The 18,611-nt window shown below is 43.8% G+C and carries 18 protein-coding genes and 1 pseudogene; 4 read left to right on the plus strand and 15 right to left on the minus strand.

Features of this window, described 5'->3' with window-relative positions:
* Window positions 1-42 precede the first annotated feature (42 nt).
* The 5 genes from ACFORF_RS06030 to ACFORF_RS06050 form a co-directional block, all read right to left on the minus strand.
* Window positions 43-324 (minus strand): PTS sugar transporter subunit IIB, encoded by a 282-nt coding sequence (locus tag ACFORF_RS06030; RefSeq protein WP_380426384.1) that lies wholly within the window; start codon window positions 322-324, stop codon window positions 43-45.
* A gap of 56 nt (window positions 325-380) precedes the next feature.
* Window positions 381-1,862, minus strand: coding sequence for a PTS ascorbate transporter subunit IIC (locus ACFORF_RS06035; protein WP_380426386.1), 1,482 nt, complete (start codon window positions 1,860-1,862; stop codon window positions 381-383).
* A gap of 221 nt (window positions 1,863-2,083) precedes the next feature.
* Entirely contained in the window at window positions 2,084-2,896 is an 813-nt protein-coding gene (locus tag ACFORF_RS06040) for a formate/nitrite transporter family protein (protein ID WP_380426388.1), read from the minus strand.
* Window positions 2,897-3,143: 247 nt separating this feature from the next.
* Complete coding sequence (locus tag ACFORF_RS06045; protein WP_380426390.1) at window positions 3,144-3,797, minus strand: TIGR01906 family membrane protein; 654 nt, start codon at window positions 3,795-3,797, stop codon at window positions 3,144-3,146.
* Window positions 3,787-4,560: a TIGR01457 family HAD-type hydrolase gene (locus ACFORF_RS06050; RefSeq protein WP_380426392.1), complete on the minus strand. Its 774-nt coding sequence runs from the start codon at window positions 4,558-4,560 to the stop codon at window positions 3,787-3,789. The genes ACFORF_RS06045 and ACFORF_RS06050 overlap by 11 nt, the downstream gene beginning before the upstream one ends.
* Before the next feature lie 267 nt (window positions 4,561-4,827).
* Here ACFORF_RS06050 and ACFORF_RS06055 point away from each other — a divergent pair, with 267 nt between their 5' ends.
* On the plus strand, window positions 4,828-5,379 hold the full coding sequence (locus ACFORF_RS06055; protein WP_380426394.1) for a GNAT family N-acetyltransferase: 552 nt from the start codon (window positions 4,828-4,830) through the stop codon (window positions 5,377-5,379).
* 144 nt (window positions 5,380-5,523) lie between these two features.
* On the opposite strand, the gene ACFORF_RS06060 is transcribed toward ACFORF_RS06055, so the two are convergent.
* Genes ACFORF_RS06060 through ACFORF_RS06075 form a run of 4 tightly spaced genes read right to left on the minus strand, consistent with a single transcriptional unit; the run spans window position 5,524 to window position 8,716 of the window.
* A complete protein-coding gene (locus ACFORF_RS06060; protein ID WP_380426396.1) occupies window positions 5,524-6,144 on the minus strand; it encodes an NUDIX hydrolase N-terminal domain-containing protein in 621 nt (206 codons plus the stop codon).
* The gene (locus tag ACFORF_RS06065) at window positions 6,134-6,871 is read right to left on the minus strand and encodes an acyl-ACP thioesterase domain-containing protein (protein WP_380426398.1); all 738 of its coding nucleotides are present in this window, start codon (window positions 6,869-6,871) and stop codon (window positions 6,134-6,136) included. The genes ACFORF_RS06060 and ACFORF_RS06065 overlap by 11 nt, the downstream gene beginning before the upstream one ends.
* Window positions 6,864-8,015: a radical SAM family heme chaperone HemW gene (gene hemW, locus ACFORF_RS06070; protein ID WP_380426400.1), complete on the minus strand. Its 1,152-nt coding sequence runs from the start codon at window positions 8,013-8,015 to the stop codon at window positions 6,864-6,866. The genes ACFORF_RS06065 and hemW overlap by 8 nt, the downstream gene beginning before the upstream one ends.
* Before the next feature lie 56 nt (window positions 8,016-8,071).
* Window positions 8,072-8,716 carry a GNAT family N-acetyltransferase gene (locus tag ACFORF_RS06075; RefSeq protein ID WP_380426402.1) on the minus strand — a complete coding sequence of 215 codons (645 nt, stop codon included), beginning with the start codon at window positions 8,714-8,716 and terminating at the stop codon, window positions 8,072-8,074.
* 191 nt (window positions 8,717-8,907) lie between these two features.
* Between ACFORF_RS06075 and ACFORF_RS06080 the strand changes: the two genes are divergently transcribed.
* Window positions 8,908-10,563, plus strand: coding sequence for an Rqc2 family fibronectin-binding protein (locus tag ACFORF_RS06080; RefSeq protein ID WP_380426404.1), 1,656 nt, complete (start codon window positions 8,908-8,910; stop codon window positions 10,561-10,563).
* Window positions 10,564-10,781: 218 nt separating this feature from the next.
* On the opposite strand, the gene ACFORF_RS06085 is transcribed toward ACFORF_RS06080, so the two are convergent.
* From ACFORF_RS06085 to ACFORF_RS06105, 5 genes are all read right to left on the minus strand, one after another.
* Window positions 10,782-11,390 carry a hypothetical protein gene (locus ACFORF_RS06085; protein WP_380426406.1) on the minus strand — a complete coding sequence of 203 codons (609 nt, stop codon included), beginning with the start codon at window positions 11,388-11,390 and terminating at the stop codon, window positions 10,782-10,784.
* 248 nt (window positions 11,391-11,638) lie between these two features.
* Entirely contained in the window at window positions 11,639-12,355 is a 717-nt protein-coding gene (gene budA, locus ACFORF_RS06090) for an acetolactate decarboxylase (RefSeq protein ID WP_380426408.1), read from the minus strand.
* Window positions 12,356-12,511: 156 nt separating this feature from the next.
* Window positions 12,512-13,735 (minus strand): tetratricopeptide repeat protein, encoded by a 1,224-nt coding sequence (locus ACFORF_RS06095; RefSeq protein WP_380426410.1) that lies wholly within the window; start codon window positions 13,733-13,735, stop codon window positions 12,512-12,514.
* A 1-nt stretch (window position 13,736) separates the two neighbouring features.
* A complete protein-coding gene (locus tag ACFORF_RS06100) occupies window positions 13,737-14,975 on the minus strand; it encodes an AI-2E family transporter (RefSeq protein WP_380426412.1) in 1,239 nt (412 codons plus the stop codon).
* Window positions 14,965-15,441, minus strand: a complete 477-nt coding sequence (locus ACFORF_RS06105) for an NUDIX hydrolase (RefSeq protein ID WP_380426414.1) — start codon at window positions 15,439-15,441, stop codon at window positions 14,965-14,967. Before ACFORF_RS06105 ends, ACFORF_RS06100 begins: the two co-directional genes overlap by 11 nt.
* A 208-nt stretch (window positions 15,442-15,649) precedes the next feature.
* Between ACFORF_RS06105 and ACFORF_RS06110 the strand changes: the two genes are divergently transcribed.
* Both ACFORF_RS06110 and ACFORF_RS06115 read left to right on the plus strand, forming a co-directional pair.
* Window positions 15,650-16,654, plus strand: a complete 1,005-nt coding sequence (locus tag ACFORF_RS06110) for a lactonase family protein (protein WP_380426416.1) — start codon at window positions 15,650-15,652, stop codon at window positions 16,652-16,654.
* Window positions 16,655-16,727: 73 nt separating this feature from the next.
* On the plus strand, window positions 16,728-16,919 hold the full coding sequence (locus ACFORF_RS06115; RefSeq protein WP_380426418.1) for a hypothetical protein: 192 nt from the start codon (window positions 16,728-16,730) through the stop codon (window positions 16,917-16,919).
* A 59-nt stretch (window positions 16,920-16,978) separates the two neighbouring features.
* Here ACFORF_RS06115 and ACFORF_RS06120 read toward each other — a convergent pair.
* Window positions 16,979-18,421, minus strand: a pseudogene (locus ACFORF_RS06120) (IS3 family transposase).
* Window positions 18,422-18,611 lie beyond the last annotated feature (190 nt).

Below are 18,611 nucleotides of genomic sequence, written 5' to 3' on the forward strand. Positions count from 1 at the left end.
TTTAAAATAAGGAGGTTGGGTTTCCCCAACCTTCCCTCTTGTCTATTCCAAAATGGCAGCTAGCTTTGTTTTAATTTCATTGTCATCCATCAAATTATCAAGACCTACCAATTTACCATTTGTACGGCCTTCTAACTCTGAAATCAAGTGGTTTGAAGCAACGACAATGTCATAGCCTGAAGCCAGTCCTTTGGCTTCACCAACTGAGCAAGAAGCTGATTGAATATCTGTCACACCAAGCTGACGAAGAGCATTTTCAACTTTCATTTTGATCACCATTGATGATCCCATACCGTTTCCGCAAGCTGTCAATACTTTAACCATAATTTTTCCTCTTTCTATGCACAACTCTTATTGTGTATTTGATTATTAATACTTAATTAGTTTACCACAGTTTCTTCTGCTTGAACATCGCCACGATAGTAGGCTTCTTTGTCTTTAGCTTTAGCGAACTGCAATTGTGGGATAGCCAATAAGAAGAGACAAACCACAGCAAAACCAGCGATTCCAAGGTATTTAAAGCTATAGGCAAATGGCACCCAAGGAAGAACGAAGTCAATATTACCATGGTAACCACCAAATGAGGCCAAACCAAGAAGGGAAACTGCTACTGCACCAAGCGCAACTTGAAGCACCCCGGATAAGAATGAGAGAATAACTGCTGCTTTCCAACCACCACGTTTGTCAGCGTATACGGCGATTGCCGCATTATCAAAGAATACTGGAACGAAACCAGTGATGATAAGAACTGGGTTCTTAAAGACAATGAGCAAGATGATCGTAATCAACTGTCCGATCAAACCAGATACGAAACCGAAGAGCACAGCACTAGATGAGCCAAATCCGTAAGAAGCCGCAACGTCAACCGCTGGAAATGAACCTGGCAAGAGTTTGGCAGAGATCCCTTGGAAGGCATTTGTCAATTCAGCAACGAACATCCGTACACCTTGCATCAAGATGAACAAGTAAACGGAGAAGGTAAAGGCTACTTCAACCACATACATGAAGAAGGCTTGTTTTTCAGGACCTGCGTAAAGAGTTCCTGATGTGATAACTTCTGGATTAGACATGATGTCTGGACCAAGGACGTAGAGAATGGCCCCGAAGAAGACCAACATCAATGTTGCAGAAGCAACAACTGTATCATGGAAGATGTTTAAGAAGGCTGGCAATTTAAGGTTATCCAAGTTGTCTTCTTTTTTACCCAATTTTGGTGCAACTTTGTCCACAAACCAGATGGCAAATTGTTGTTGGTGACCGATGGCAAATCCACCGCCACCTGTCAGGCGTTGTGTTGGCTCAACTGTCATGTTTGAGCTGACTGCCCAGTACAAACCACAGACAATACCCGTTAATACAGTTGCAAGACCGACATTCTTACCAACAAAACCTCCCAAGAGGAAGATAATCATCAATGAAACTGTAGTTGCTTGTTGCACCATGATGTGACCTGTGATAAACAAGGTCCGCACCTTAGTTACCTTACGAAGGGCAACTAGAAGAATATTGACAAAGAATCCAATCAGCAATGCTGACGCTGCGATACCGGCAAACGTTGGAAACTCTTCGGCAATTTTATTATTAACCGCTGCAAGTCCAAAGTAAGGGTCAATAACTGCCGCACCGATATTGAACTTGTAATTCAAGGCTGCAAGAATTGGACGGAAAGTCACAACCAGTCCAGATGCTGCTACATTCAAAATCATGTATCCAACTGTTGCCTTAACAAATCCTGCAAAGACATCGTGGAATGGCTTTTTCAAGAGCAAGTATCCGATAAATACCAGCAAACCAACGAAAAAAGCTGGTTTCTGCAAAATGTTCAGTGAGAACCACTGCAAGATGGAGAGTAATACATCCATTTCATTTACCTCTTTTTAATAAGATTTTTGTTACATGTTCATTATAATTCTTGAAAACGTTTTACAAAAGACCAAGAATTACACGTTTTTGTGTTCAAACCTGTACTCAATTCTTTATTACTTCCCGATGATTGATCCGAATGATACAAATTTATAATTTTTGAACGAAGCCAAAACAGAGCCTCCTGAGGAAGCTCTGCTATGATTCAAATAAGAAAGAATTAATCGACGTACTTCTCACTGCGGTTGTTGAGCCAGCTGTAGTTGAGACCAATCAGCAAGCCACCACCGACGAAGTTTCCAAGTCCTGCGAAAAGGAAGTTGGACAGTACACTCATCACGGTCATACCTTCTACTGGACCACCATTGGTAAAGAAAGCCAGGGAGAAAGTAGAGAAGTTAGCGATAACGTGTTCAAAGCCAAGGAAGGCAAAGATAAAGATGATGAAAATCGTTGAAATGACCTTACCAGCATCATCCTTCATCCGCATAGAAACAAAGACTGAGATGTTAACAACCATGTTGGCGAAGATTCCTTCAACAAACTGGGTCCATGGCGTTTTCTCTAATTTAGTTGTTACCGCAGAAATCAGATAGCTGGTATCAGGCTCAAAGTGTCCTGCACTAAATGGCAAGGTTTGGGACATAAAGAAGGTCGCAATCACGGCACCAACAAAGTTAAAAAAGATACAAGTCGCCAAGATTTTCCAGGCTGTTTTAGTTGGGATAACCTTACGGTGAACAGCATTCACCATGTACATCATGTTAGAGGTACCAAGTTCGGCGTTCATGTAAACAATCATGACCAAACACCAACCAAACATGAGACCGTAACCAAACTTACCGAGACCGTCAACGATATGATTGAGCTTATCACAGACGTAGATTGAGATTGCAAGACCGATGGTCAAATAAATGCTGGCAAAGACCGCCCGCAAAGCATAGGCCCAGTAGTTCTTCTCAATCAAGTCAGCTTTTTTGCGAATGGAGTAATCAATCGTATTAATCAGCGGACTTTTGTGTTCTTGTTCCAAAATAATTCCTCGCTTTAGCGTATTTTTTAGCCTTAAAATCACTTCAAACTGTTCTGAACTCCAGTATTTGAGAAAAGTTTGAAACAATTTCAATTCATTGCAGAGATTTATAGTCACTACAATTTTCAACCTCATCAAGTATAACAAAAAAATGCCAAAAGATTAAGGCATTTTAAGGATTTTTTCAATGTAAACGATTCCTTTTGGACCATAGCAGAGCGAAACCGATTGAATTGACAGTCGCTGACTAAAAAGACTGCTTCTGACCCTGTTTGAACTGCTTCTGCTGTGCCTTTGACCAGCACAGGAGTGTAAGACTCAGGATTTCATAAATGACGAAGAACAACAAAAAACAGTGCAGGAAAAAATTAGCAGGTAGGGCCATGATGACAGGATCCGTCGCTGGGTCAAAGAGCCAGGAAGAATCTCCAGGAAATAGCAACTGATGAAAGACGGTAAAGAAGGTCTCAAACCCTAGAACGGCTCCTATTCCACCAATGAGGATAGGTAGAACAACCAAGCCCCACCAGGTCTTGCTATGGATCCAAAGCGACTTGAACTGACCAGATTTTTTCAAAAATAGGATGGTTGGGATGACCGTTATCAGAAAGATAGTCTGGGTCAGATGAAAGAGGCCCTTAACATCTGCAAAGTGCTTAAGACCACTGGCAGAGGATGGAAAATCCGGCATGTTCAAAACTTGTGATAAGGGATTAGTCAAATAATCCATCAGATGATTAAAATTAGCCAGCAAGGTCGCCTTGTCCAAACCAGTCCAAGAGGTTAAGCCCAGACTAACCACCTCCCAGGGATAAATCAACCAGGCCAGGTAAATGGTCAAGAGTATTGCTAGACTAAGTACTGTTAGGACTGTTGAAATAAGTGATAGCTTAGTTTTCATCGAAGCTCCATTCATCCAAGGAATGAACCACATGGGTCGGTGCAATCGGCAAGCCCTCTACTTCCTCTGGCTTGGTAAAACCTGTCAAGGCTAAAAGAGTCGGAAAACCGTTGTCAATCCCAGCCCGGATATCAGTCAGGTAATTGTCTCCCACCATAAGGGTCTCTTCCCGCGGTGTCCCTAACAGCGCCAAGGCCTTGTCCATGATGATGGCTTCAGGCTTGCCCATGATGACGGGTTTGACACGAGTTGCTGCTTCAAGGAGGGCCAACAAGGAACCTGCACCTGGCAAAAGCCCTCGTTCGGTTGGAATGTTGAGGTCGGGATTGGTCCCGATAAAGGTCGCCCCGTTTTGGATGGCTAGGGTAGCTGCTACAAACTTTTCATAATCCACCTGCCAATCCAGGCCAACAACCACATAGGCTGGCTGGTCTCCCGTCAAGGTATAGCCTGCTGCCTCAATAGCTGACTTGAGCCCACTCTCTCCAATAACGTAAGCCGTCTTCTCATAACCCAGGTCATTCATGTAGTCCACTGTGGCCTGGGTCGCTGTGTAGATGGTCTCAATTCCTGTCTCTATGCCAAACTGGCTGGACAGCATGGTCTGGATATCTTCTGGCGTCCGCGTGGTATTATTGGTCACAAACAGGTAAGGCAAGCCCCTCTCCTGCAAGGCCTGCACAAACCGCTCCCCTGCTGGAATCCGGTCCTTCCCCTTGTAAATTGTTCCGTCTAAATCAATCAAATAACCCTTATAGGTCATGTGGTCCTCCGTCAATTATGCTCTTCTAAAATCAAAGCTATAAATCACTAGGTTTCCTTGTCTAGTTCTTTTGCGCCTGTCTTAACATGCCTTGTCAAATTTTGATTATTAGCAATTATTATTTTTCCATTATAGCATGTTTTCCAAGTAAAATCTGATAAAGGATAACTTAATTTTTCTTTTCTAACTCTACGAATTCGGATAATATAACTGTATCTTTACAGAAATCTACCTTCTTGATAGAATATGTGGAAAGGGGGGATACTAATGAAACATCTTGGAACAGTCCTCATTGAAACCGAACGTTTACGGTTACGGCCACTTACCTTATCTGATACGCAAGCCATGTATGATAATTGGGCGAATGATGTAGACGTCTCTCGCTATGTGACCTGGGAAACTCATGCAAATTCTGAAGAAACTGCTGAACTCATGGCTTTTTGGTGTCAACAATATGACCAACCCAATTTTTACAATTGGGGCATTGAAATCAAAGAAACTGGCGAACTAATTGGCACTTTCACTTTTGTATCGCTATCGGAGCGTGACCTTGTTGCCGAGTTAGGTTACTGTATCGGTCAACAATGGTGGAATAAAGGTTACGTTACTGAAGCAGGAAAAGCACTCCTAGACTTTGGTTTTCAGCAACTTGGGCTCAACCGTATCGAAGCAATCCATGACGTCCGCAACCCAGCCTCTGGACGGGTCATGGAAAAATTAGGCATGTCCTACGAAGGGACAATGCGCCAAATTCGGAAAGTCAAAGGACAGTTTGTCACTGTAAAACCCTACTCTATTTTGGCTAAAGAAAATCACTAAGCATACTACTGGTGAATGACAAATTATAATTAGGATGATTCCTTAGTCTCGGTTACACATCCTATTCCTTAATAGAAAAAGCAAGTTCTCGAGTGAGTAACTTGCTTTTTTATATTTATCAAAAACTGGGTTTAGGGCAATTTTTCAATCAAACACAGCCTCCCACTGCTCGGCCTTATAGGCTTCGTAACAGAGGGCAATCTGGTCTTCGCTAGTCTTGTTAATAGAGAGTTCTGGTAACTCATTTAGTGCAAAATACTGGCTATCCAGCGTCTCCGTGTTCGCAACAAACTGACCACCCAGATTCTTACAGAGGAAGAACATCTTGGTCACATGATGGGCAGAACGGCTAGGTTGATGCTTATGCTTGTCCAGCACAGCCACTAGACGGTAGGCCACTACATCCAATCCCGCCTCTTCCTTGGCTTCCTTGACTGTATTATCCATGGGCGATTGAAAAACATCACACCAGCCACCAGGTAGACTCCAGCGCCCATCACTTTCTTGGACTAGAAGGATTTTATCCTCTTGGAAAATAGCTGCGCGGGTATCGAGTTTGGGGGTCTGGTAGCCTGTTTCATTTACAAAGAGGTCTTCTACCACTTCTAGCGGTTGACCTGAGGGCTCCACCAGCATCTCTGCAGCAATCTGGCGGATTTCTTCAAAACGTTCCTTGTCAAAAGCATTGTCCGTGTAAGCCAAACCGTTTTGGGCCAAGGCCTGCAGGCGGACTGCCCAGGTCAACCAGTTGTCTTTAGTTGTCATCACGCGCCTCCCATGTAATCGATGCTTGTGCATGAATCACGCCATCAACAACAATATCATGGCGGCTGGTCAGGCCCGTCCGTTCAAAGCGTGAGGTCACCATGCCACCAGGCGAAATCTCCTTGATGTACTTGAGCTGCATGGTCTGAGGGCGATGGGCCAAAAGAAAGTCATAGCCCAAGACATCGTAAAACCAGTCCAGATAGACCCCGTTGTTGACATGACCGTTCATGTCAATGTCAAAATAACGGATCCGGTAGTCGGTGTCTGTCGGATGGTCCATGGCTAAGAGTTTGGCGATTTTAGGGAGCTTTCTAACTTTTTCAGAGTCATAAGGACCAATCAGTTCATCTGGAACCTGGGCCAGCTTGCGACTGGCAAAGTCAATCAGGACAAAGTAGCAGGTAATGGTGAGGAGCTTCTCTCCCTTTCCATCAAAAATCCGAAAGTCCCGCTGACACATAAAGCGGTCATAGGCCACTGCCTGAGTCTCAATGGTAATGACTTCCTTGTAACGGGGTAGGCGACTAATGTCAAGCTGATAATCCGTCACCACCCAGACCAGGCCATAGGTGTCAAAGACCACCATGTCGCTGCGGCCGATACTCTCCGACTGACGGCCCGACACCCCTAGACAGTAGGAAATAAACTGAGACAGGACAATCTCCTGCTTAACGTCCACCATATCAAAGGGGACTGTAAAGGTCTCACGAAATACTTTACTCATCATCTTCCTCCAAAATAAACCGCTCCGCTACGGTATCGCCCAGGAACAGACCCTTTTGGGTCATTCTCAATTGGTCGCCCTCGATTTGAATCAATTCCTCAGCTAGCAGGTCACGCACCACCTGACCATATTGTTGCTCCAGCGTCACGCCAAACTTGGTCTCAAACCGTGAGATAGAGATGCCAGATTTCTTGCGTAAGCCCAGAAAAAATTCTTCCTCCATCATCTCGTTCTTGGTCAACACTTCTTCAGACAGGCGGGCGTTGCCTTCAGCAACGGATTTTAGGTAGTGCTGGATAGGGCCACGGTTGCGGTAGCGAACACCTTCGAGGTAACCTGACGCTCCTGCTCCGACACCGAAATACTCGGCATTGTCCCAATAGACCAAATTATGCTGGCTCTTGAAGTCTCGTTTTGGGTCAAGCTTGGCAAAGTTAGCAATCTCGTAATGCTCAAAGCCAGCAGCCTTGAGCTCTGCTATGATGTAGTCAAACATCTCTGCTTCCAAATCCTCGGTCGGGAGATTGAGCTTGCCTCGACGCATCTTGTTCATAAAGACCGTGTGGTGCTCCAAAATCAAACTGTAAAGGCTGAGATGGGGAATGTCCAGAGCCAAAGCCTTGGCCACATTCTCCTTGACATCGGCCATGGTCTGACCAGGCAGGGCGTAAATGAGGTCGATGGAAATGTTATCAAAGCCAGCAGCCTTGAGACTATCAATGCTCTCATAAATCTGTCGCTCATTGTGGCTCCGTCCAATGCGTTTGAGGTGCTTGTTGTTAAAGGTCTGGACCCCCAAGGACACCCGATTGACTGCCGAGTTTTTCAGCACTGCAATCTTATCCGCATCCAAATCGCCGGGATTGGCTTCGATAGTGAACTCCTCCAGCATGGAAATATCCAGTTCCTTGGTCAACTCGGTCAGTACATAGTCCAGCTGCTCAGCCGTTATAGCCGTTGGCGTTCCGCCGCCCATATAGAGCGTCCGCAACTGATGAATGTCATAGGACTTAAACTCACGCACCAAGGCCCGCAGGTAGTCGTCCACCGGCTGATTCTGGATAAAGACCTTAGAAAAGTCGCAATAATAACAGATTTGCGTGCAAAAAGGGATGTGCACATAGGCAGACGTTGGTTTTTTCATAGTCCTATTCTACCACTTTCCCGACAAAAAAGGCACCCGAGGACACCGATTTCATCTTAACTAAGGCTCTTGGTCATTTTGACAAAGGCAAAGCTACTACCATTTATCTCCTGATGATACTCATCAACAATCTTGTAGCCGCACTCTTGATAGAGATGGATGGCTCGCGCATTAAACTGGGCAACCCTGAGCACTAGCTCCGTCTGTTCAAAATTAGCCTTGACATGGTTCTCAATAGCCTCCATAAAGCCACGTCCCAGCCCCTGTCCGACGTATTTAGGGTTGGTACCAAGTCCGATTTCTAGGTCATTTTCGTTGGGCTCAAAGTTGACAAAGCCATGGAAGGCACCGTTATGAATCACCTGGAAATAGCGACCTTCCCGGTTCTCTTCTGAGAGTAGCTCTGCCATGTCTTCCGCATCATGAGCCATATCATAAAAATCATAGGGAGCAGGATAGGACCAGCTAGCCACCTCCTCAGCTGCCGCCTGAAACAGAGGCTGAATGTAAAAATAAGGCTCGGTCAGCAGACGTAGAAAGGACTTGTTTAGGTTCTTAATCCGACGAGACTGAATCTCGGGCTTGTCCGTCTGGTAGACATAGTCCGCATAGCCAGACTGATACTCAGGAATCATATCCCCATAAATCGCAGCTGCCTGCTCATCCAGTTGGTCAGTAATCACTTGAATACGATTGTCCATCATCATTCTCCCTCTCCTATAGGCATCAGACTGTTGCACACAATCCAATCTAACTTCTTTAGGCACTAGTATAGCATAAATTTCTCAAGAACATGAAAGAGGACACCAAAGAAACGCCATTTCTAGGCTCTTTATGTTATAATAGGTAAGCAAAATCCTATCTTTTAGGAGACCAAGAATCGAGGTTATCCATGTCTTTTGACGGCTTTTTTTTACATCATTTAACCAAGGAATTGCAGGACCAGGTCCTCTACGGGCGAATTCAAAAGGTCAATCAACCCTTTGAACGTGAGCTTGTCCTGACCATCCGCAACAATCGCCAAAATTACAAACTCTTACTCTCTGCCCATCCGGTCTTTGGACGGATTCAGACCACCAAGGCTGACTTTCAAAATCCCCAAACGCCAAATACCTACACCATGATTATGCGTAAATACCTGCAAGGAGCGGTCATTGAAAACATCCGCCAAGTCGACAACGACCGCATCCTTGAATTTACCATTTCCAATAAAAATGAAATCGGTGACCAGGTCCAAGTCAGCCTCATCATGGAAATCATGGGCAAACATTCCAATATCCTCCTGGTTGATCGAAACGAAGAAAAGATTATCGAGTCCATCAAGCACGTCGGGTTTTCACAGAACTCTTATCGGACCATTCTACCTGGCTCGACCTATATCGCTCCTCCTGCCAATAGGGGACAAAATCCCTTTACTATCGGTGACGAAAAGCTCTTTGAACTCCTTCAGACTGAGGACTTGTCAGTCAAGAACTTGCAGACTCTCTTTCAGGGGTTGGGGCGGGACACAGCTCAGGAATTGAGCAACCTTCTGGCTGGTCCAGACAAGCTAAAGACCTTCCGAGCCTTCTTTGACCGCCCAACTCAGGCCACCTTAACCAGCAAGAGTTTTTCAGCTGTGACCTTCTCAGACAGCCAAGAAAGTTTTGAGACCCTGTCTGAAGCCATGGACTTTTTCTACCAGGAAAAGGCAGAGCGGGACAGGGTAGCCCAGCAGGCTAGCGACCTCATCCACCGAGTTCAAAATGAGCTGGACAAAAACCGCAAGAAACTAGGCAAGCAGGAGGCCGAACTCCTTGCGACTGACAATGCGGAAGACTTCCGTCAAAAGGGAGAACTTCTGACCACCTATCTCAGCCAGGTTCCAAATGACCGTGATCGTGTAACCTTGGACAATTACTACACAGGTCAGCCAATCGAGATTGTTCTTGACATTGCCCTCACTCCCAACCAGAATGCCCAGCGCTACTTCAAGCGTTACCAGAAACTCAAGGAGGCGGTCAAGCACCTGACTGGTTTGATAGAAGATACCCAACAGACCATCACCTATCTCGAGAGCGTCGACTATAACCTCTCTCAGGCCAACACCGATGAGATTGAAGACATCCGAGAGGAGTTGATTGAGGCAGGTTTTGTCAAGGGTCGCCACCGTGACAAGCGCCACAAACGCAAAAAGCCAGAGCAATATCTGGCTAGCGACGGCAAAACCATCATCATGGTCGGCCGCAACAACCTTCAAAATGAAGAACTGACATTCAAGATGGCTAAGAAAGGCGAGCTCTGGTTCCACGCCAAGGACATCCCAGGCAGTCATGTCATCATCAAGGACAACCTTGACCCATCAGATGAGGTCAAGACAGATGCTGCTGAATTAGCTGCCTACTACTCCAAGGCCCGACTCTCCAACCTGGTCCAAGTCGACATGATTGAAGCCAAAAAGCTCAACAAACCAACCGGTGCTAAGCCAGGCTTCGTCACCTATACCGGTCAAAAGACCCTTCGCGTCACCCCAACCGAAGAAAAAATCAACTCAATGAAACTATCATAAATGGACTAAACTAAAACCGAAGCTCCTATGAAAATAGAGGCTTCGGTTTTCTTCTAATTCCTTAACTCACTTTTGCCTACTGTTACTATATTATAATTCCTATAATTCCCTCTTAAGGATATTCAGATTAGTCCCCAATCAGTAAAAATTATTATCATTTGCTAAGCTGCTATAAAGTGGCTTCCACGAAACACTATTGCAATCGAATCACAAGAAAGTTACTTATTCTCCACTATTCGAACAGGGACTATAAAGCCTTCATCCGCATCATAACTGTCATCAGGAGATTCAGATGTCTTCAAAGATACATTCAACTTCTCTTCCTGCTCGTCTAAAAAGGTTAGATAATCTAGCAAGGGATGGATCTTGTGATCGCGATAATAGATGAAGCACAAGCCATTCATGTCCTGGGTTAGTTCATCCATGAAGTAAACAATATGCGTTAGTTCGGTAGACGTGTATTCTCTTTGAAACCAGTAAGTCTGCATACTGGCCTTCCTCAAATCGGCACCAACGATTATAAAGGTCATGACAATTTTAGACGTCACTTTATCATAAACATCTAAAAATAGACGTTTCTCTTCAACTTTTCCCCTACTATCATATTTAAGACGAATGCCTAATTTTTCATTAGAATTGGTCAAATAGTCCGTATAGGGTCTTACCTTGCGTTTCATCAGTTTGATGATAACATCACCGTTGATGGCCGCGACTGCCTCCAAGGTCTCTTCTCTTTTTTTCTGAAGCTCATTATGACTAGCAAAAGCAACAAACTCCTCTGGGAGAGAATTCCTTAGAGGCTCTGATTTTTGAGAATTGGATTTCATATTCGTCTCCTTGAAATTGACTGTTCGATGTAGGATTTCAAGCGTCATTATTGATGCAATAGTTCTTAATATTATTGTAACACAAGCTAATTTGACTGGTAAGTAGTTTTTTAAGAAAATCTCCCATCAATAGACTGGCAAATATAAAAACAAGGAATCTGCGCTCAAGACAGAGATTCCTTGTTTTGATGTTATGATTGAGTCTAAGAGAGCTGCTTGTCCTGTGAGTATCTTCGTTTCCACTTCTCTTATTCCGACTTTTCAATGTCCTTTTTGACCTGTTCACTGTTAAACTTGGCAAAGAGGTATTGGCGGTCTTGGACTGGAAACCGCTGATCCAATTGGTCAACAGCTCCAACTTCAACCTGCCCATGCTTAATCACGTAATCCATGACGTGACCACCAAACGTATGGTCGTCTGAGATGAAGTGCAGGTGATAGCCAGCCACAGAGACCCCGTGGAAAATCTCAGGTGTCCAGATTCCAACAATGGTTCCTGTCACATTGTCGATGGTATATTCTGGCTGGTGGGTTGCAACCTCCGCAAAGGTCTTATCTGATGTTGTTTTAGGAATCATGCGCACGCGCATGCGGGCAAATTCACCATGAATTTTAATGGAGCGGAAGAGATTTTCCCCATCGTAATAGGATTCAATTCGCTTTTCCAATTCGTGATCTGTCATCTCGAATCGTTGGCGGAAAATGACCTCAGCCTGATGGAAAATCACGGCTGCGTAAGGCACTGTGACATCGTCTGAGACTTCAACCACTTCAGGTTGGTCCCCAGAGCCTTTAGCCTGATAAGCTTTGCCATCTAAGACAATCAATTCCCCATCGATAGAATCAAGAGTTCCAATCCCCATATCACCATGGGTCAACAGTTCTCCAATGGTCATGGACCCTCCGAAAAGCCCCGCCATCAAGGCGCCAAGTGTATTATATTGAAATAATTTAATCGGCTCCATCTGTCACTCCTTCGTCTAGTCACCCTATTATAGCACAAGGCTTAAAACTTAAACAATGATTGGTCGGAAAAAATTTCGTCCCTAAAAAGAAAGAAGCTAGGACATCTAACCCAGCTTCAATCTTAAAAAGGTGTTACCTGTAGGACGCAGTGACAATTACTCCCAGTCGTCGGCCATTTCCAGATCATCAGGTACCAGCTGACGGTAGCGAAAAGCTAGTTCACGCGCCTTGTCCTGATAACCGAATTCTCTCAGGACATAAATGTATTCCTTGAGGAAATCTGGGTTAGCCCCCAAATCAACTTCCAAAGCCTCATAGGCAGTCAGGGCTTCGTCTAATTCCATTTCTTGATAAGCCTTAGCAATGTTCCAACGCGTCAGGATGTGGTCGATATCATCATTTGCCAGCTCAACAATCTCTTCATAACGTTCCTGCTCCAGATAGAGATTGGTCAAGCGCAGTAAAACCTCTTCATCATCCTCAGCAACTGAGAGGGCCTTGCGCAGATAGGACTCTGCTGCTTCAGGCTTATGGGTCTCATAGGACAATTGCGAAGCTAGGAGCAAGAGTGGTTGGGAGAACTCATTCTTGGTCAAGCCCTGCTGGGCCAGGCGAAGGGCCTGCTCTGTTTCATGCTCAGCATGCAAGGACAGGGCATAGGCATATTCATAACCTTCAAAATCAGGGTTCAAGGTTTCCAACTGTTTAAAGTAGGTATTGGCCCGCTGGTAATTCTCCTGCTCGTAGAGAATGCAGGCCAGTTCAAAGACCGTCTGGTCCTCATACTCAATCTCCGCAGCCTTTTCCAGAAACTCAATGGCCGCTTCAAATTTACCCAGAGAGGCATAGGCCCGACCAATCCGTTGATAGGTCGACACACCAGTCGTCTCCAGAATCTCACGATTGTCTAGCGTCGCATAGAGGGCAACGCTCTCGGTATAATGCTCCAGGTTGTACTCAATCTCAGCCAAGGCAAAGGTAATCAAGGACTCATCAGACAGGCTGTGAGCCTCAAGCAATTTCTCACGCGCTACATCGGTCAAGCCTTCCGCATCATAGAGGTCAGCCATAACCAAGAGGGCCGTCACATAGTCAGGACTAGCGCTATCAATACCATCCAGATATAGGAAGGCCTCTTCGATATCGCCATCTTCAGCCGCAATCTGAGCCAGGCTAAGTTTGACCTCTGGAAAATCATTTTCCAAGAGTTGGTAGGCCCGCTTGGCCTGAGGGTAAAAACCGATACTTTCCAGATACTCAGCCAATTCTAGCAGGGTTGACTGATCGTCCTGCACCAAGGCCCGCTCAAAATACTTATCTGCATGAGCCAGGTCTCCATGATCTAGGGAGGCCAGCATTTTTTCACTATTACTTAACATTCTATTCTCCCTCAATCTCGTCTAAACCAGTCTCATACTCATCTAAGATGTTCTCAGGCTGAACTGCTCTGCTATGGTCCTCCTCATAAAGACCGCTATAGGCCTTATACCAGTTAAAGATTTCAACCACGACCACCTTGATGGAAGCATAGACTGGAATCCCCAGGAATACCCCCCAGACACCGAACATAGAACCAGAAGTCAAGAGGATAAAGAGGATGGTAATCGGATGAATACTGAGCTTACTGCCGATAATCAGCGGAGTCACAAAACGTCCCTCGATGGTCTGCTCGACAATAAAGACCACGATAACCTTAACCAGCATAACTGGTCCATAAACCAAACCAAGAATGACAACGGGCACCATGGCCAAGAAACTTCCTAGGTAAGGAATCATGTTTAAAATCCCAGCCATAATTCCAAAGGTTACCGCATAAGGCAGACCGATAATGGTAAACATAATCGCAAACATAATCCCAACAATGACAGCAACCGTAATCTGGCCTTGAACATAGCCTGATAACTGGTTGTTAATCTCTGACAAAATCCGCCCTATAGACGTTCGCATTTTAGTTGGAACAACCGAAACCATCCCAGCCTTCATCTTATCACTGTCTCTTAAAAGATAGAAAAGGATAAATGGCGCCATGATAATAGCCACCGTAATTCGAGCAAAAGCTGAAGCAAAGTTTGACGCCCAATTCACCGCAACTGATGAAAAGGATTGAACAAATTCAATTGCCTTCTGGCTATAATTCTCTAGCATATTGACTAGTTGCGGGCGAAAACTCGCTAAACGTTCATCCTTCAGCAAATTGACAGCACTCTTTTCAACCTGCTCAATATAGGTTGGCAAATTAATGAAAAACGCTGTCAACTGATCTTCAATCATCGGCACTAAACTTGAAATCCCCCAGATAATTAACCCTAGCATCCCCAGCAATACCAATAAAATCGCCCAGGTTTTATTCATACCCTGCTTGACTAACAAGGACACAACTGGCTTCAGTAAATAATAGAAAATCGCAGAGATAATCAAAGGAAGCATGATGATGGCGAAAAATTGCCAAATCGGTTCAAATAGAGTTGAAATCTGCGTAAAAACCAAGACATTGAGGAAAAATAACAAGGTTACCATCAAAACGACAGCCGCCTGGTTATTCAAAAATAAGCGAGAAAACCAAGACAAGCCAAAGCCTTTATTGCTTGTCCCCTTGTCTTGCCAGTCATCATTTTTCATAAAACGTTACCTCTTTCCCAATTAGACATTGCTGGTCATCATAGCTAAATTTAGCGGAGAAAAATGGGACATCTTCCAAAATCCACTTAAAGATTTCGTAATCCCCTTCCCAAGTAGGTTTAGATAAGACTTCATCATAGGGCACCCATTCAAGCGTCCCCTCAACACAATCCTCAACCAGTTGCCCCTCAAAATCCGTCACCTTAAACACATAGGTATACCAGTCATGACCCGGTGTAAATTCTGGAAAGGTAATCATTCCCTTAAAATCCATTTCCTTCACCACCAGGCCAGTCTCCTCAAAAATCTCTCGGCGCGCACACTCATCTGGTGTTTCACCCACTTCAAGCTTGCCACCAACCGAAATCCACTTGCCCTCATGGACATCATTTGGCTTTTTATTGCGCAGCATCAGCAAAAGCTCGCTGCCATTATCGATATAGCAAATCGTCGCTAACTTGGTCATCGCACTCTCCTTCTAATCCCTTCTATTATAACAAACTTGCCCGCTATTCAAGACTTTCAGCCTCATTTTTTGAAAAATAGCAGAGCAGACTTCAGTAAATAGCGCTTCACTATAGAAAAATCCTACCTTTTATCAGTTTTTTTCAGACTAATGTAATCCCTTTATGCTATAATCTTATCTAAGAACTTCACAAACTAGGGAGTACCACATGACCCAAACTATCACCTTTGGAACATACACCAAGCGCCTCTCACAGGGAATCTATCAAGCTGAATTCGACCCTCAAACAGGCCAAATTCACAATCTTATACTTGCCGCAACAGAATCAAACCCTTCATACCTGGACCTCAACTCGTCATCTTTCAACTTTAGTATTTCAACTACGCCACAAGCTGGTGGCATCAGTGTTTATGATAAAGCATGGAACATACTAGACCGCTATCGTGAAGAAGGACTAAGCTTTTGTCACGTTACCTATGACGACAAACGTCAGCTCCTCTACTGCTCCTCCTATCATCAAGGACGATTAGTAGTCTTTAGCGTCTCTGAAGAGGGACAGTTGCAATTAACAGACCAACTGCAACTCGAAGGCTCTGGTCCCCATCCCAACCAGGAAAAATCACACCTCCATCAAGCTATTCTGACTCCAGACCAGTATCTCGTGACCTGTGACTTAGGACGTGATTGTCTAGAGACCTACAAAGTTGACTCCCAGGGAAAATTGACCTTAATAGGGATCTATCAAACTCCACCAGGTTCTGGTCCTCGTCACTTAATTTTCCATCCAAAAGAAAAAATAGCCTACCTAGTCTGCGAACTCTCTGGAACAGTTGAAGCTCTAATCTACAACGGTCGAGGCGTCTTTGAACACTACCAGACCCTGTCCACGATACCTGAAGATTACACTGGTTTTAACGCAACCGCAGCCATCAAACTCTCACCCGATGCTAAAAATCTCTATGTCAGCAATCGAGGACACGACTCCATCGCTAGCTTTGCTATTGCTAGAGATGGCCACCTAAATCTCTTAGATATCCAAAGTACAAAAGGCCAAATCCCTCGTGATTTTGCACTCAGTCCTGATGGCCAGTTTCTCCTCGTTCCTCATCAAGACTCGGATCATCTGACAATTTTTAGTCGAGACAGAGAAGGTCAATTATCCCTAATCTCTCACCATCAACAAGTTCCAGAAGCAATTTTTTCAAGTTTTTGAGTGAAAACGTTTGATAATTAAAGAATAAAATGTTTTAATGAAAAAGTAAATAAAATAAAAAGAGGTATTTCACATGAATACAAACGAACTTTTTGACAAAGTTAAAGAACTTATCTCAGGCGGTGACTTGGATAAAGCAAAAGCTTTCCTCGAAGAAAACAAAGACAACTTGGGTGAATACTTCGAACAAGCTAAATCACTCCTTGATGGTGCTAACGGCGTTGACGGAATCCTTGATAAAGTAAAAGGACTCTTCGGCAAATAAGATATTAAAAAAAAGCAGGATAAACTCTGTACTGACCCCCAAAAGTTGGACAAGGAATATTATTGAAAGGATTTAATTCTGTATTGCACAGGACTAAGTCCTTTTAAATTTGTTTTGATTCGTTTGTTGTTGTAGTAAAAAATGTAATCTGTAATAGCTTGTTCAAGTTCATCTAGTGATTGATATAACCTTTCAAATCCGTAGAACATCTCAGATTTAAGAATGCCAAAAAATGATTCTATCATGCCATTATCAGGACTGTTCCCCTTACGAGACATCGAAGGACGAATTCCTTTAGATTCCAAAAAGTGATGATAAGACCAGTGTTGATATTGCCATCCTTGGTCGCTATGGAGAATGGTTCCCTCGTAACGGTTAGCTGGAAAGGTTTTTTCAAGCATGGTATGTACCTGTCTCAAGTTCGGTGAGCGAGATAAAGTAAAGTCAATAATTTCACCATTATAACCATCCATAACAGGGGATAGGTACACTTTTCCCTCCGTTAAAGCAAACTCCGTTACATCTGTATAGCACTTCTCATAAGGTTTAGCTCCTTCAAACTGACGTTGAATCAGGTTGTCAGCCTTCTTTCCTACCTCGCCCTTGTAAGAGGAATACTTGCGTTTTCTACGAATACGAGCCGCTAAGCCCATCACTTTCATCAAACGTTGGACCTTCTTGTGGTTAATCATAAATCCACGATTTCGTAATTCTAAGTGAATACGACGATAACTATAATTCCCTTTATGTTCGTCATAAATGGACTTGATTTCAGCTTTGAGTGCCTTGTCCTTCTCCCCTTTATTCAATTGTTTTAATTGATAATAGTCAGTTGAACGACTTAAGTCTAAGATTTCGAGTAACATCGCCAAAGGGAACTCGTTGATTAACTCTTGAACGATTGTTATTGCTCTTTTAGCTTTGCTTCGTCCTTCAATTGGTATTCTCGCAACTTTTTGGCGCTAGTCGTTCGATGCGAAGCGAGTTACGAATAGCCCTGCAAGGCTTGTCCAAGAGTTAGGAACAAGGTGACGACACGATTGGCTACAAGCTACTGCAAAGTAGGCATTCTCCGCTCTAAGATATTCCAATTCTCTTTGAAGACGCTCTAATTCTGTCATCTCTTCTGGTTTCTTTTTCGGTTTACGTCCCATTTTTGATGGTCTCCCTCGTTGTTTCTCAACAATAGTATAACCGTTTTTCTTGTATTGTGCTATCCAGTTCGGAAGCATTCCTCGATTAGGGAGTCCATAATCGAGAGAAATTGATAATTGAGAATACCCTTCAAGAAGAACCTTATCGATAATTTCTTGCTTTAATTCAGGAGAATAGTATCTATTTTTACTTTTCTTAACAATCTCTGCGCCATATCGATCCATGAGTCTAACCATATATTTTATATTAGAGATATTAACATCATATAGTTTTCCAATCTTTGTCCATGTCATCCCTTGTTTTTTCAAATGATAAATTGTTAATTTATCTTCATAACTTAATTTCATAAAAAAGCACCCCAATTGTTAGATTTTGTGTCTAACTTTTGGGGTGCAGTTCATTTTTTGGGCTCTATAATTTCTGTAGTGGGTAAATTCCCCGCAGAGATTATGGAGCCTTTTTGAGTATAGAAAAAGTCCCATATGACCTATAATGAAAAGCGATAAAACAACTCATTAGAAAGACTCATATGGAACA

Origin of the sequence: Streptococcus caprae, assembly GCF_042649745.1 — a bacterium.
Lineage (GTDB): Bacteria > Bacillota > Bacilli > Lactobacillales > Streptococcaceae > Streptococcus > Streptococcus caprae.